Here is a 13,565-nt window from a genome sequence, read left to right as displayed (position 1 = left end):
ATGTCTTTGTCGACATGTCGCCACGAACCTCGAGCTGTCCCCAATCTCGTCCGCCGCTTGTTTTTATCTTTTGTTCTTCTTCAAGAGATTTATGAACAGCAGTAGTAGTAAGCGTTGTGGATTGTGTGGACAGGTGCCATCCGTGCAGCTCCTGGTAGTCGCGGCGGTGTGGACGGGCGGTGTGCGCGGCCCGTGGACAGATCGGGCGATCCGTGGATGGTTTGAAGGTGCCACGTGACCGTCCACAGGAATCCACAGTTATCCCCATGGTTGTCCCCAGTCGTGGACGGACTTGTACCCAGGCGCTGGGGATGTCACGAGGCGCTTTCCGTGACGTGAATCGCTCGTGCGGGTGACACGCGACAGGTGTGTACAGCATGTGGACTGCCTGGGGAATCCGTGTGGATCATGGTGTGGATTGCCTGTGGATGCACTGTGGACGGTCTGTGGAGCGTTTCGCGTTGCCGCTGTTGGGAGATCTCCGGGCCTGTGGGGCAACTACGCACACCATGGGGATTTTCCCTTGTGTACAAACAAAAAGTCCGATGACGAGCGCACAGGCCATCCACAGTCCTTGTATATAAGGAAGTTTTCCTCGCACATGAGAAACGCCCCGCCGGATTCCCGGGCGGGGCGTTTCTGAGGGCTTAAGAAGCGGCTACTGCCTCGCGCGCTGCTTGATGCGCGACGTCAGCTCCTGCACCTGATCGTAGATCCGGCGCCGCTCGGCCATTTCCTTGCGGATCTTCTTGTCCGCGTGCATGACCGTGGTGTGGTCGCGGCCGCCGAAGGTCTGCCCGATCTTCGGCAGAGACATGTCCGTCAGCTCGCGGCAGAGGTACATCGCGATCTGCCGCGCGGTGGCGAGCGCCTTCGTCTTGCCAGGCCCGCACAGATCGTCGAGCGTCACGTCGAAGAACTCGGCCGTGGCGCCCATGATGGTCGGCGCGGTGATCTCGGGCGCATGCGAGTCGGGGATCAGATCCCGCAACACGATCTCGGCGAGCCCGATGTCCACCGGCTGCTGGTTGAGCGAGGCGAACGCGGTGACGCGGATGAGCGCGCCTTCGAGCTCGCGGATGTTCGCCTCGACGCGCGCGGCGATGAACTCCAGTACGTCACCGGGTGCGTCGAGCCGGTCCTGCGCGGCCTTCTTACGGAGGATCGCGATACGCGTCTCGAGTTCCGGCGGCTGGATGTCGGTGATCAGGCCCCACTCGAACCGCGTGCGCAGCCGGTCTTCCAGCGTCTCGAGACGTTTCGGCGGGCGGTCGGAGGAGACGACGATCTGCTTGTTCGCGTTGTGGAGGGTGTTGAAGGTGTGGAAGAACTCTTCCTGCGTACCTTCTTTTCCTTCCAGGAACTGGATGTCGTCGACGAGCAGGATGTCGATGTCGCGGTAGCGGCGCTGGAACGCGACCTTGCGGTCGTCTCGCAGCGAGTTGATGAAGTCGTTGGTGAATTCCTCCGTCGACACGTACCGCACGCGCATGCCGGGGAACAGCCGCTGCGCGTAGTGACCGACCGCGTGCAGCAGGTGAGTCTTGCCCAGTCCCGATTCGCCCCAGATGAAGAGCGGGTTGTAGGCGCGGGACGGCGCTTCGGCGACCGCGACCGAGGCGGCGTGCGCGAAGCGGTTCGACGCGCCGATGACGAACGTGTCGAAGGTGTACTTCTCGTTCAGCCGGGTCTTCGACGTCTGCGGCTGGGCGGGCGCGGTGTACGGCTGGCCGGCGACGGGGCGGCCGGAGAAGGTCGGCCAGATCTCCCGGACCGTGCCGAGCGCTTCGCCTTCTTCGTCGACCTCTTCGTCATCGTCTTCGGTGTCGGCGAGCTTCGTCTGCTCGACGAGATGACGCGTTGGCGGATAGACGACTTCCTCATCGAGCTGGGGCGGCGCCTCGGGGAGCGTGCGGCTGCCGTTCTCCCTGCCGATGGATTCCCCCCGACCGGGTGAGGCCGAATAGCGGGGTTCGGGCGACGGCGGCGGGGTGCTGGAGACCGTTTCGGTGCTGTCGACCTTCACCGCGAGCGAGACCTGGCGGCCGAGCCTGCGGGAGAGCGCCTCGGTGATGGCGCCGCGGAGCGCGCGCTCGATCGCCTCCTTGGCGAAGTCGCTCGGAGCGGCCAGCAGTGCGGTGCCGTCGAGCAGGCCGATCGGCCTGGTCACGCGCATCCACGCACGTTGCTGCGGGGAAAGGGTGCCCTCGGAGAGCTCGCGGACCACCTGTTCCCAGATGACCCCCAGGTTGTACTGGTGTTCGGACACCTACTCGGCTCCCCTCCCCTCGTCGCCCCCTGAAGCGACGCTGAACGCACTGGTCATCACTCGGCTGATGGTGAGAGACCACCTAATGGAGTCTCATCTTGGACCGATATGCTCACCGGCGCAGCAGGTATCCACATAGTTGTCCACAGCTGTGCACTAATGTACGGCGACCCGCCACGGCTCCACCCGCGGGTTCGACGTCGGCGCCGGAAGCACGTCGGCTACGGCGACCACATATTCTGCGCACCTGGACCGGTGACTGTGAGAGGGGCCACGCTAACAAGCGCCGCGTCCTGCCACAAGTCATCGTTGGGCGCAAGCATTTCACGGTGCACGGCGTGTTGCCATTCGGTGTCCCGCACCCGGCGTGGCCTGCTCTTATGCCTGGTCGCGGTGCGTGGTCGAGGGGGCGGTTCCAGCTCCCCCGAAGCGGGTGCGTACCCTCGTAAGGTCTCCCGCTTTCGGCGGGTGCGTTTCGTGCGCCCACGAAGTCGTCACTTCGAGCTACGACGCCACACGTTGGTAGGAGACACCACAGACTGCCGTGCCGACAGGTACGACACGCCGGTTGCCGGTCAAAGCAACAGGCGACCCACTGTCGAGACCAGGAGAACTTGAGCCGTGAGCAAGGGTAAGCGCACCTTCCAGCCGAACAACCGCCGCCGCGCGAAGACCCACGGGTTCCGGCTGCGGATGCGGACCCGTGCGGGCCGCGCCATTCTGGCCGCCCGCCGCCGCAAGGGCCGCGAGGCCCTGTCCGCCTGATCCGGCCGTCGTCGAGGCGCGCCGTGTTGCCTGCTGCCGCCCGCCTTCGGCGTGGCGAGGACTTCCGCATCGTGATGCGGCGCGGAGTCCGCGCTGGCAAGCGCCGCCTCGTCGTGCACGCACTGACCACAGACCCGCCAGGGCAGCCCGATGGCGCCCGGGCGGGTTTTGTGGTGAGCAAGGCCGTTGGTAATTCGGTGGTCCGCCACCGGGTGACCAGGCGACTCCGTCATCTCGTTTCGGCACGGCTCGGAACACTGCCTGCCGGCTGCTCGTTGGTCATACGGGCCTTACCCCCGGCCGCGGACGCCACCAGCGCGGAACTCGGCTCGGATCTCGACGCTTCACTGCGGCGGCTCGGCCTGCTGCGACAGAACCACGGCGCCGACAACAACGACGGATCACCGGTGTGAACGAAACTGAGGCTGCCACCACGCGGGACCCGGCCAAGCCCGGCCCGGTCGCGTGGGTCCTGTTGCTGCCCATCAAGTTCTACCGGAAAGTGATCTCTCCCTTCTTCCCACCGGCCTGCCGCTTCTATCCGAGCTGCAGCGCGTACGCGGTGGAAGCGCTCACCCGGCACGGCGCGGGCCGCGGCTCCTATCTCGCGGCGCGACGGCTGCTGCGCTGTGGCCCGTGGACACCGCCGGGCCGCGACCCCGTGCCGGAGAAGTTCTCCTGGCGGCGCGCCCCAAGACCTGAAACACCAATCGAGGAGTAGTTCAGTGCTCGACTTCATCTACTACCCCGTGTCCTTCATCCTGTGGTGTTGGCACAAGGTCTTCGGGCTTGTCTTCGGCGAAGCCAACGCGATCTCCTGGATCCTCGCGATCATCTTCCTGACGTTCACCGTCCGCGGCATCATGTTCAAGCCGTTCGTGAACCAGGTCCGGTCGATGAAGAAGATGCAGGACTTCGCGCCGGAGATGAAGAAGGTCCAGAAGAAGTACGCGAACGATCGCCAGCGGCAGGCGATGGAGATGCAGAAGCTCCAGAAGGAGCACGGCGTCAACCCGCTCGGCTCCTGCCTGCCGATGCTGCTGCAGATCCCGGTCTTCATCGGCCTGAACCACGTGCTCCGGATGTTCACGGTCAACCCGGTGCACCCCGGCATGCCGAAGACCGAGAACTACTTCTTCAGCGGGGCGGGCGTCGAGTCGTACGTCAACGCGAAGCTGTTCGGCGTCAACCTCGGCGAGGCCATCTACAACGGCGTCAGCGTGGTCAGCGGAGCTCAGGCCTCGAGCGGCTTCCACTGGCACGTCGCCCCCGTCGCGATCCCGCTGATGATCGTCGCCAGCATCGCGACGCACCTGACCGCGCGGCACTCGGTCGCCCGCCAGAACCCCGATTCGGCGACCCCGCAGACCGCGATGATGAACAAGCTGACGATGTACATCTTCCCGCTCGGTGTGCTCGTGTTCGGTGCGCTGTTCCCGCTCGGCCTCCTCTTCTACTGGCTGGCGAACAACGGCTGGACCCTGATGCAGCAGCGCCTCGTCTACACGAAGATCGACAAGGAAGAAGAGGCGAAGAAGGCCGAGGCCATCGAGAAGCGCACCGCGCTCGGCCCCAAGCCGGGGCAGAAGCCGGCCGTCGGCCAGAAGCCGGTTCAGCAGAAGAAGACGCAGCGCAACGCCGGCCAGCCGAGCAAGGTGGCCAAGGCGGGCTCCCCCCACGGTTTCGCGCAGAGCGGTTCCGCGGCCAAGAACGGCAGCAAGGATTCGGGCACGGACGCCGAGAAGACCAAGAACGGCACGGCGATCCCCAGCCTCGACACGGACTCAACGAAGAAGTCGGGCCGCAAGCGTCGCTGACGCTGCCGAGGCCTTGAGAGGAGACGAATGATGTCGGAGACGGTCGACACGATCGACGCCGAGCAGAACGACGCCGCACCTTCGGAGGCGACCGAGGAGACGGCGGCCAAGGGACAGAAGTCGGCGGCGGTCGACGACGACACCTTGGTCAAGGAAGGCGACATCGCCGGGGACTACCTCGAGCGACTGCTGGACCTTCTGGACTACGACGGCGACATCGACCTCGACGTCGAAGCCGGCCGCGCGATCGTCAGCATCGACGGTGGCGAGGATCTCGAGAAGCTCGTCGGCCCCCGTGGCACGGTGCTCGAGGCGTTGCAGGAGCTGACCCGGCTCGCGGTCCAGCAGGAGACCGGCTCGCGCAGCCGCCTGATGCTGGACATCGCGGGCTGGCGCGCCGACCGCCGCGAGGAGCTTCGCGAGCTCGGCCGCTCCACCGCGCAGACGGTCATCGAGACCGGCGAGCGCGTGCGGCTCCAGCCGATGAGCCCGTTCGAGCGCAAGGTCGTCCACGACGCGGTCGCGGCCGTCGACGGCGTTCGCAGCGAGAGCGAGGGCGAAGACCCGAAGCGTCGTGTGGTGGTCTCCCCCGCCTGACGCGGAGTACTGAGAGCGGCCCGCCGGAGTGATCCGGCGGGCCGCTTTTTTGTGCGCGAGGGTCGGATCTGTGAGATGCCCGGCGAATTACACGCGTGGCGTTTCACGTGAAACCAAGCATCAGGGACAATCGAACGAAGCACGTTTCACGTGAAACGTGCGGGCGTTGAGGAGTCATTCAGTGAGCTTGGACAGCGTCGCCGTCGCGGCGCGCACGGTCTTCGGTGACCGCATCGACCAAGCCGAGGCCTACGTGGAACTGCTCCGGGTGCATGGGGTGGAGCGCGGGCTGATCGGCCCGAGGGAAGTCGACCGGCTGTGGGAGCGCCACGTGCTCAACTCGGCGGTGATCGGCGAGCGCGTGCCGAAGGGCGCTCGGGTGGTCGATGTCGGGTCCGGAGCCGGCCTTCCCGGAGTGCCGCTCGCGATCGCGCGACCGGACCTCGATATCGTTCTTCTGGAGCCGATGGCTCGCCGGGTCGAATGGCTCGCCGAGGTGGCTGACAAGTTGGACCTTCCCATCACCATCGTGCGAGGCCGCGCGGAGGAGCGACAGGTGCGTGCCGATCTCGGCGGCGCCGACGTGGTCACCGCTCGTGCGGTCGCTCCGCTCGCCAAGCTCGCCGGATGGTGCCTGCCGCTAGCGCGTCCCGAGGGCATCCTGCTGGCGCTGAAGGGCGCGAGCGCCGCGGAGGAGATCGAGCGGGATCGGGACGCCGTGCGGCGTTCCGGTGGCGGTACGCCCGAGCTCTTCGAGGTCGGCACTGGCGTGCTGGAGGTGCCCAGCTTGGTGGTCGTGATCCCGCGGCTCCCCGCTCCTGCTCGACGAAAAGGCAAGAAGTAAGGCCCCAGCCGCGTCATGTTCCACGTGAAACACACGCGGTTCGTCCCCCTAGTCGTCAAGAACAAGAGGAGGTGTCTAGACCGGTGAACCCGCCGTCGTCAGACTCCGCGAGCACCGGCCACGAGTTGGGCTGGACGCCGATCGCCGAGGAAGCAGTGCGCGCCGCGAGCGTGCTCCACCCCAAGGCGAACACGCTCCCCCGCCCTGACCGCCGCCGCGTCATGACCGTCGCCAACCAGAAGGGTGGCGTCGGCAAGACGACCAGCACGGTCAACCTGGCCGCCGCCCTCGCGGTGCACGGACTCAAGACACTCGTGATCGACCTGGACCCCCAGGGGAACGCCAGCACGGCGCTCGACGTCGAGCACCGCTCCGGCACCCCCTCCATCTATGAGGTGCTCATCGGCGAGGTCTCCCTCGCCGAGGCTGCCGCGGTCAGCGAGCAGTCCCCCAACCTCTTCTGCGTCCCCGCCACGATCGACCTCGCCGGCGCCGAGATCGAGCTCGTCTCGATGGTCTCCCGTGAGTCCCGGCTCAAGGAGGCGCTCTCGTCCGAGGTGCTCGACGAGATCGGCGTCGACTACGTCTTCATCGACTGCCCGCCCTCGCTTGGCCTGCTGACCGTCAACGCGATGGTCGCCGCGCAGGAGGTGCTCATTCCGATCCAGTGCGAGTACTACGCGCTGGAGGGTCTGGGGCAGCTGCTGAGCAACATCGAGCTCGTCCAGAAGCACCTCAATCCCGATCTCGAGGTCTCCACGATTCTGCTCACCATGTACGACGGCCGGACCAAGCTGGCCGACCAGGTGACGCAGGAGGTCCGGAATCACTTCGGTGACACGGTCCTCAAGACGGTCATCCCGCGCAGTGTGAAGGTCTCCGAGGCGCCCGGCTACGGCCAGACGGTCCTCGCCTACGACCCCGGCTCCCGCGGCGCCATGAGCTACATCGACGCGGCCAAGGAGCTGGCCAACCGCGGCACGGTGAACGGTAAGAAGGAGGGGACGTTGTGACCGAACGCAGGGGAGGTCTCGGCAGGGGGCTCGCGGCGCTGATCCCGACGGGACCGGCGCCCGGTGCCCCGCCCGCGGCGGGCGGCAACGGCGTCGCCTCCGAGGCGGTTCTCCGTGAGGCCGACAAGACGCGCGCGGCCGCCAACGCCGGGTCGGCCAACGGCGGCGAGGTGGCGGGAGCGGTCTACCGCGAGATCCCGCTCAGCTCCATCAAGCCGAACCCGAAGCAGCCGCGCCAGGTCTTCGACGAGGAGGCGCTCGCCGAGCTGGAGCATTCGATCCGCGAGTTCGGGCTCATGCAGCCCATCGTGGTCCGTGAGCTTCCCGGCGAGGAGTACGAGCTCGTCATGGGCGAGCGGCGCATGCGTGCGTCGCAGCAGGCGGAGCTCGAGTTCATCCCGGCGATCGTCCGGCAGACCGCCGACGAGTCGATGCTGCGCGACGCGCTGCTGGAGAACATCCACCGCGTGCAGCTGAACCCGCTCGAAGAAGCGGCCGCGTATCAGCAGCTGCTCGACGAGTTCGCCGTGACGCACGAGGAGCTCGCCAGCCGGATCGGCCGCAGCCGCCCGGTCATCACCAACACGATCCGGCTCCTGAAGCTCCCCCTCCCCGTTCAGCGCCGCGTCGCCGCGGGCGTCCTGTCGGCCGGGCACGCGCGTGCGCTGCTGTCGTTGGAGGACGCGGGCAGTCAGGAAGAGCTCGCCGCGCGCATCGTCGCGGAGGGCATGTCGGTCCGCGCGACCGAAGAAGCGGTCACGCTCAAGAAGAGCGAGAAGCCGCCGAAGCCGAAGCCCGCTCCCCGCAAGCCGATGCTGGCGCCGGGGCTGCAGGACTTGGCCGATCGCCTCTCGGACACCTTCGACACTCGCGTGAAGGTCGACTTGGGTCGTCGCAAAGGCCGGATCGTGCTCGAATTCGGGTCGGTCGACGACCTCGAGCGCATCGTCTCGATCATGGACGGAAAAGGGACAATTCAGACGCCGGAAACGGACTAGGGATCACCCAGGGGCGTTTCGTCACGGTGACAATTGCGCACCGTTGACGGAACAACGCGTTGGGTGATCCCTAGGATCGCTCTGTTTTTCGAGCGAGCAAGACGGCTTGCGGCCGGTTCTCTTCCCACGAGAGCCGGGCGGTGACCGTGAATCCGGCCTCCGCGACCGTGTCGTACGACTCGCGGGTCTTGCTCAGGTGCGGCGGCTCAGTTGCCGCGCTCAATGGCGCGGCCGACGAGATCGACGAAGACGGAACCGAGCCCGTTGCCGGAAGCCTCGACCGCCATCGGCACGGTGGAGGTCTCGGTGAGCCCCGGCGACAGGTTCACCTCAAGGAACTGCACGGTGCCGTCAGCGGCCACTACGGCGTCCGTCCGCGAGATGTCGCGCAGGCCGAGGATCTTGTGCGCGGCGAGCGCGAGCTCCTCGACCGCCTTAGCCGTCTCCTCGGAAAGCCGGGCGGGCGCGAAGAAGTCGGTCAGGCCTGCGGTGTAGCGGGCCGTGTAGTCGTAGATGCCGTTCTCCGGCACGATCTCGACCGCGGGCAGTGCCTCGGGGCCATCGCCGCGCTCGATCACCGTCACGGCCACCTCGACGCCGTCGACGAAGCGCTCGGCGAGCACCGTGTCCCCGTAGGCGAAGCAGCCGACCATTGCGGCGGGCAGTTCGGACGCCTCGCGGACGACCTGGGTGCCCAGTGCGGAGCCGCCCTGGTCCGGCTTGAGGATCAGCGGGAGGCCGAGGCGTTCGACCATCGCGTCGAGCACGGCCTGCGCGCCGAGCTCGCGGAAGGTGCTGCTCGGCAGCACGACCCAGTCCGGGGTCGAGTAACCGGCCTTGCGCAGCAACGCCTTTGCGGTCGGCTTGTCCCAGGCGCGGCGGCAGCCGTCGGAGCTCGTGCCGACGAACGGCACGTCGAACATCTCCAGGATCGTCTGCACGGAGCCGTTCTCGCCTTCACCGCCGTGCAGTGCGACGACCACCGCGCCCGGCTTCTCCTTGCGCAGCCTGGAAAGCAGCTCGGCGTCGGTGTCCCACTCCTCGACGGTCAGTCCCTCGGCGCGGAGCGCGGCGGACAGCCTGCGCCCGGAGCGGAGCGAAACGTCGCGCTCGTGGGAAAGGCCACCAGCGAGCACGGCAACGGTGCGATTGGCCACCGGGATCTCCTCGGAAGTTAAGTGTCCACTATGGACAGAACTAGGCCGTGTCAGGGGAAGGTGATTCGGGACCGCTGATCGACCTGGGCGTCACGCTACCGAAGGTACGCACCAGATCCATCTCGGCTTCGAGCACGGAAGCCAGGCGCCGCACGCCTTCGGTGATCCGCTCCGGCGTCGGGTAGCAGTAGGAGAGCCGAAGCTGCCTGCTGCCGAAGCCGTCGGCGTAGAAGCCGGTGCCGGACGCGTACGCCACCCGGGCGGTGACCGCGCGCGGCAGCATCGCCTTGGTGTCCACGCCTTCCGGCATGGTCATCCAGACGTAGAAACCGCCATCCGGCTTCGTCCAGCTGCAGCCCGGCGGCATGTAGTTGTCGAGCGCGTTGAGGATCGCGTCGCGTCTCTCGCGGTAGTTCTCCTGGAAGTTCTTGATCTGGCCCTTCCAGTCATGCGTCGACAGGTAGCGCGACACGATGATCTGGTTGAGCGTCGGCGGGCACAGCGTCGCGGACTCGGCTGCCAGCACCAGCTTTTCGCGCACCGCGTGCGGCGCCAGCACCCAGCCGACGCGCAGACCCGACGCGAACGTCTTCGAGAACGAGCCGAGGTAGACCACGTTGTCCGGGTCGGTGGACCGCAGCGCCGGGTAGACCTGGCCGTTGAAACCGAGCAGCCCGTACGGGTTGTCCTCGACAACGAGGATGCCGTACTCGCGGCAGATCTCCAGGATCTCGGCGCGGCGCTCGACGGCCAGCGTGACGCCGGCGGGGTTGTGGAAGTTCGGGATCGTGTAGAGGAACTTGACCCGCAGCTTGTTCTTCTTGGCCTGGGCGAGCGCCTCGCGCAGCGTCTCGGGGACGAGCCCGTGCTCGTCCATCGCGACGTGAATGACCTTCGCCTGGTACGCGGTGAACGAGCCCAGCGCGCCGACGTAGGAGGGGCCCTCGGCGATGACCACGTCGCCGGGGTCGCAGAAGATGCGGGTGACCATGTCGAGGCCCATCTGCGAGCCGACGGTCACCACGATGTCGTCCGGGTGCGCCGAGATGCCCTCGAGCGCCATGATCTCGCAGATCTGGTCACGCAGTGTCGGAATGCCGTGCGCGGAGCCGTACTGCAGCGCGACCAGGCCCTCTTCGGTGATGATCTCGGAGACCTGCGTGGACAGCGAGTTCAACGGCAGGGCCGCGAGGTTCGGCATGCCGCCCGCCAGCGAGACCACCTCGGGGCGGCTGGCGACGGCGAACAGGGCTCGGATCTCCGACGCCGTCATCCCGGCGGTGCGCGCGGCGTACCGGTCGAGGTGGGGGTCGAGGTTGGTGTGGCCGGCTCGCGGCTTGACTGGGTGGTTCTCAGTCATGAGACACTTCCCCCGTATTCGGTCGGCGTGGGTCGCTACCCGCAGGTTAGCGCCGGACGAGTGTAACCACCCCACCCTGTGGGGTTCCCTACCTTTCGGTCACCGCGACATCGGCCTATCCTGACGATTGGTCTTTTCGGGTGCGCTGGCCGTGGTCATCCGAATCAAAGAGTTGTTGTCGGGGAGGTCGCGTGTCGCGACGCGTCGTGGGCGTCACGCTGGACAACCTGGAGCAGTTGCCGAAACGCTGCCGCAGGTGCGTCTACTGGGAGGTCGCACCCCACCTCAAGGCGCAGGCCGAGGAGTACGGCGACACCGAATTCGCGAAGGAAGCCTGGGTTTCGAGCGTGCTGCTCGAATGGGGCTCCTGCGGCCGCATCGTCTACAGCGACACCCTCCCGGTCGGCTTCGTCTTCTACGCGCCCCCGAACGCGGTCCCCCGCGCGCTGGCGTTCCCCACGTCCCCGCCCAGCACGGACGCAGTGCTGCTCACGGCCTTCCAGGTGCTCCCCGAGTTCCGCGGTGGCGGGCTCGGCCGCATGCTCGTCCAGGCCGTCGCCAAGGACCTCACGCGCCGCGGTGTGAAGGCCATCGAAGCCTTCGGCGACGCTCAGCCGTCCGAGGACGAGCTCGGCGAGCACAGCTGCGTGGTCCCGGCCTCGTTCCTGCAGTCGGTCGGCTTCAAGACGGTCCGCCCGCATCCCAAGTGGCCGCGGCTCCGCCTCGAACTGCGTTCGGCGATCTCTTGGAAGGAAGACGTCGAGGCCGCGCTCGAGCGCCTGCTCGGTCAGGTCACCATCACCACGGCGGAACCGAGCCTCGGCCGCGCCTGATGTTTCACGGGAAACGGCGAGTGATCCACACCCACCCGTAGCACATCTTGTGGTCCGAGGGCAGCCCTCATTCCGCAGGTTGTGTATAGCTGTGGACCACTACCCGAGTTATCCACAGATTGCTGATGAGCGCCTCGCGCGCACTGTGGATGGATACGATGTAGCTGGGCACGGACCCCAGGGAGGGCGGGGGTTACGTAACTGGCCGAAAGCGCGAAAAAGCTTCGCGGAAATCGGTGAAATGGACGGGCTTGGTCAGCTCTTGGCGAGCTCGTGGGCCAAGACGTCGGCGAAGGTGAAGGTGCCGGTCGGCTGGTCGCCCTCGCCCAGCAGGTACAGGCGCTTGACCGCGACCAGGATGCCTTCGGCGACGAGGTCGCGGAAGGCCGGGTCGGCGAGCTTGCGGCTGTCCTCCGGGTTGGTGAGGTAGCCGATCTCGACCCGGACCGCCGGGCAGCGGGTGCGGGTGAAGATCTCCCAGGTCTTGTAGTGCGTGCGGCAGTCCAGCAGGCCCGTGCGGGCCGCGAGCTCACGCTGGATGAAGCCGGCGAGCAGCTCGCCGACGGTCGACGTGGTGCCGTTGCCGGTGCCGAAGTGGAAGCTGGCGACGCCCTGCGCCTTCGGGGACCGGTTGCCGTCGCTGTGCAGCGAGAGGAACAGGTCCGCGCCCGCGTCGTTGGCGAACTGGGCGCGCTCGGCCTCCGACGGGCTGTGGTTCGGGCCGCGCGAGATCAGCGCTTCCATGCCGGTGGCCTTCATCCGGCCTTCGAGGCGACGGGCGAGATCCCAGGCGATGTCGGCCTCACGCAGGCCGCTGGCCGCGACACCGAGGTCCTGACCGCCGTGGCCGGGGTCGATGACGATGCGCTTGCCACGCAGCCGCGGGCCCGCGCGCCGGACCTGCTCCTGCTCGCGCAGGAACACCGGGCGGCCGCCGCGCACGCGCGGGGAGAGCTGGTTCAGATTGCGGACGGTCGACGGGCCGCAGATGCCGTCCGCGACGAGCCCGAAGTTGCGCTGGAAGTCCTTCAGCGCGCGCTCGGTCTGCGGGCCGAAGGCGCCATCGGGCCGCCCGGCGTCGAAGCCGAGCTCGGTGAGGCGCTCCTGCAGCGCGAACACGTCGTCGCCGTGCACAGGGGACGAGATCAGGTACGCGAGCGGCCTGCTGCCGAGGTGGAAGCTGGCGCCCCGGAGTGCGCGGTAGGTCGCCGGACCCACCACCCCATCGGTGATCAGGCCGCGACGCTGCTGGAAGGCACGGATCGCCTGCTCGACCGGAACGTCGAAGACATCCGAGTTCGCCGGGGGAAGCAGGGTCAGGCCGACCAGGACGGACCTGATCTCGGCGACGTCGGGTCCGGCGTCACCGCGGCGGAGTACCCGCATGCACTCCTCGCTCTTCCTTGGGCACCGATTCGTCGATGCGAGGCAATGAAAACCACAACTGGGGACGACCCAGGTCCACTATTGTGCCTTGTGAACTCTGTGTAAGTGCGTAGGGCCATGGCTAACTGAAAAGAAAAACCCGGGAGCCACGCGCAAACTAGCACGTCACTCCCGGGTTTCCGGGTGCCGAAAGGCTCAGAGCACGTCAGACAGATCCTTCAGCAGAGCGGGCTTCGGCTTCGCTCCGACGATCGTCTTCACCGGCTTGCCGCCCTGGAAGAGGATCAGCGTCGGGATCGACATCACCTGGTAGTCACGCGCCGTGTTCGGGTTGGCGTCGATGTCGAGCTTGGCGATCGTCAGCTTCTCGCCGTGCTCGGCCGCGATCTCGTCCAGTACGGGCGCGACCATCTTGCACGGGCCGCACCAGGTGGCCCAGAAGTCGACGAGGACCGGCTTCTCACTGGTCAGGACATCGTCGACGAACGACGAGTCGGTCACCTTGACGGTGTTGGACATCTTGTCT

General features: G+C 67.0%; 14 protein-coding genes. 9 read left to right on the top strand and 5 right to left on the bottom strand.

What is annotated here, in order from left to right; genetic code table 11:
• Nucleotides 1–658: 658 nt before the first annotated feature.
• Entirely contained in the window at nucleotides 659–2,269 is a 1,611-nt protein-coding gene (dnaA, locus tag BLV57_RS12855; protein WP_091288858.1) for a chromosomal replication initiator protein DnaA, read from the bottom strand.
• Between the two features lie 621 nt (nucleotides 2,270–2,890).
• Between dnaA and rpmH the strand changes: the two genes are divergently transcribed.
• The 8 genes from rpmH (at nucleotide 2,891) to BLV57_RS12815 (ending at nucleotide 8,303) form a co-directional block, all read left to right on the top strand.
• Nucleotides 2,891–3,034 (top strand): 50S ribosomal protein L34, encoded by a 144-nt coding sequence (gene rpmH, locus BLV57_RS12850; RefSeq protein WP_091288857.1) that lies wholly within the window; start codon nucleotides 2,891–2,893, stop codon nucleotides 3,032–3,034.
• Between the two features lie 23 nt (nucleotides 3,035–3,057).
• Nucleotides 3,058–3,447 (top strand): ribonuclease P protein component, encoded by a 390-nt coding sequence (rnpA, locus tag BLV57_RS12845; protein ID WP_091288856.1) that lies wholly within the window; start codon nucleotides 3,058–3,060, stop codon nucleotides 3,445–3,447.
• A complete protein-coding gene (gene yidD / locus BLV57_RS12840; protein ID WP_425425989.1) occupies nucleotides 3,435–3,755 on the top strand; it encodes a membrane protein insertion efficiency factor YidD in 321 nt (106 codons plus the stop codon). The genes rnpA and yidD overlap by 13 nt, the downstream gene beginning before the upstream one ends.
• Before the next feature lie 4 nt (nucleotides 3,756–3,759).
• Nucleotides 3,760–4,851 (top strand): membrane protein insertase YidC, encoded by a 1,092-nt coding sequence (yidC, locus tag BLV57_RS12835; RefSeq protein ID WP_091288854.1) that lies wholly within the window; start codon nucleotides 3,760–3,762, stop codon nucleotides 4,849–4,851.
• A 30-nt stretch (nucleotides 4,852–4,881) separates the two neighbouring features.
• Entirely contained in the window at nucleotides 4,882–5,448 is a 567-nt protein-coding gene (locus BLV57_RS12830; RefSeq protein ID WP_176968580.1) for a Jag family protein, read from the top strand.
• A 181-nt stretch (nucleotides 5,449–5,629) separates the two neighbouring features.
• On the top strand, nucleotides 5,630–6,292 hold the full coding sequence (gene rsmG, locus BLV57_RS12825) for a 16S rRNA (guanine(527)-N(7))-methyltransferase RsmG (RefSeq protein WP_091288852.1): 663 nt from the start codon (nucleotides 5,630–5,632) through the stop codon (nucleotides 6,290–6,292).
• A gap of 83 nt (nucleotides 6,293–6,375) precedes the next feature.
• The gene (locus BLV57_RS12820) at nucleotides 6,376–7,305 is read left to right on the top strand and encodes a ParA family protein (RefSeq protein ID WP_091288851.1); all 930 of its coding nucleotides are present in this window, start codon (nucleotides 6,376–6,378) and stop codon (nucleotides 7,303–7,305) included.
• Nucleotides 7,302–8,303 (top strand): ParB/RepB/Spo0J family partition protein, encoded by a 1,002-nt coding sequence (locus BLV57_RS12815; RefSeq protein ID WP_091288850.1) that lies wholly within the window; start codon nucleotides 7,302–7,304, stop codon nucleotides 8,301–8,303. Before BLV57_RS12820 ends, BLV57_RS12815 begins: the two co-directional genes overlap by 4 nt.
• Nucleotides 8,304–8,509: 206 nt before the next feature.
• Here the strand turns inward: BLV57_RS12815 and BLV57_RS12810 are convergent, their stop codons facing one another.
• Entirely contained in the window at nucleotides 8,510–9,460 is a 951-nt protein-coding gene (locus BLV57_RS12810) for a D-alanine--D-alanine ligase family protein (protein WP_091288849.1), read from the bottom strand.
• A gap of 40 nt (nucleotides 9,461–9,500) precedes the next feature.
• Entirely contained in the window at nucleotides 9,501–10,820 is a 1,320-nt protein-coding gene (locus BLV57_RS12805; RefSeq protein ID WP_091288848.1) for an aminotransferase-like domain-containing protein, read from the bottom strand.
• 191 nt (nucleotides 10,821–11,011) lie between these two features.
• On the opposite strand from BLV57_RS12805, the gene BLV57_RS12800 reads away from it, so the two are divergent.
• On the top strand, nucleotides 11,012–11,653 hold the full coding sequence (locus tag BLV57_RS12800) for a GNAT family N-acetyltransferase (RefSeq protein WP_091288847.1): 642 nt from the start codon (nucleotides 11,012–11,014) through the stop codon (nucleotides 11,651–11,653).
• A 255-nt stretch (nucleotides 11,654–11,908) separates the two neighbouring features.
• Here the strand turns inward: BLV57_RS12800 and BLV57_RS12795 are convergent, their stop codons facing one another.
• Together BLV57_RS12795 and trxA are read right to left on the bottom strand one after the other, a co-directional pair.
• Nucleotides 11,909–13,039, bottom strand: a complete 1,131-nt coding sequence (locus tag BLV57_RS12795; RefSeq protein WP_091288846.1) for an N-acetylmuramoyl-L-alanine amidase — start codon at nucleotides 13,037–13,039, stop codon at nucleotides 11,909–11,911.
• Nucleotides 13,040–13,234: 195 nt separating this feature from the next.
• A complete protein-coding gene (gene trxA, locus BLV57_RS12790; RefSeq protein WP_091288845.1) occupies nucleotides 13,235–13,558 on the bottom strand; it encodes a thioredoxin in 324 nt (107 codons plus the stop codon).
• Nucleotides 13,559–13,565: the final 7 nt, after the last annotated feature.

The organism is Amycolatopsis xylanica (assembly GCF_900107045.1).
In the GTDB taxonomy this organism is placed as follows: domain Bacteria; phylum Actinomycetota; class Actinomycetes; order Mycobacteriales; family Pseudonocardiaceae; genus Amycolatopsis; species Amycolatopsis xylanica.
Note: the sequence above shows the minus strand (reverse complement) of the source record. Positions and strands in the feature narration are given on the sequence as shown.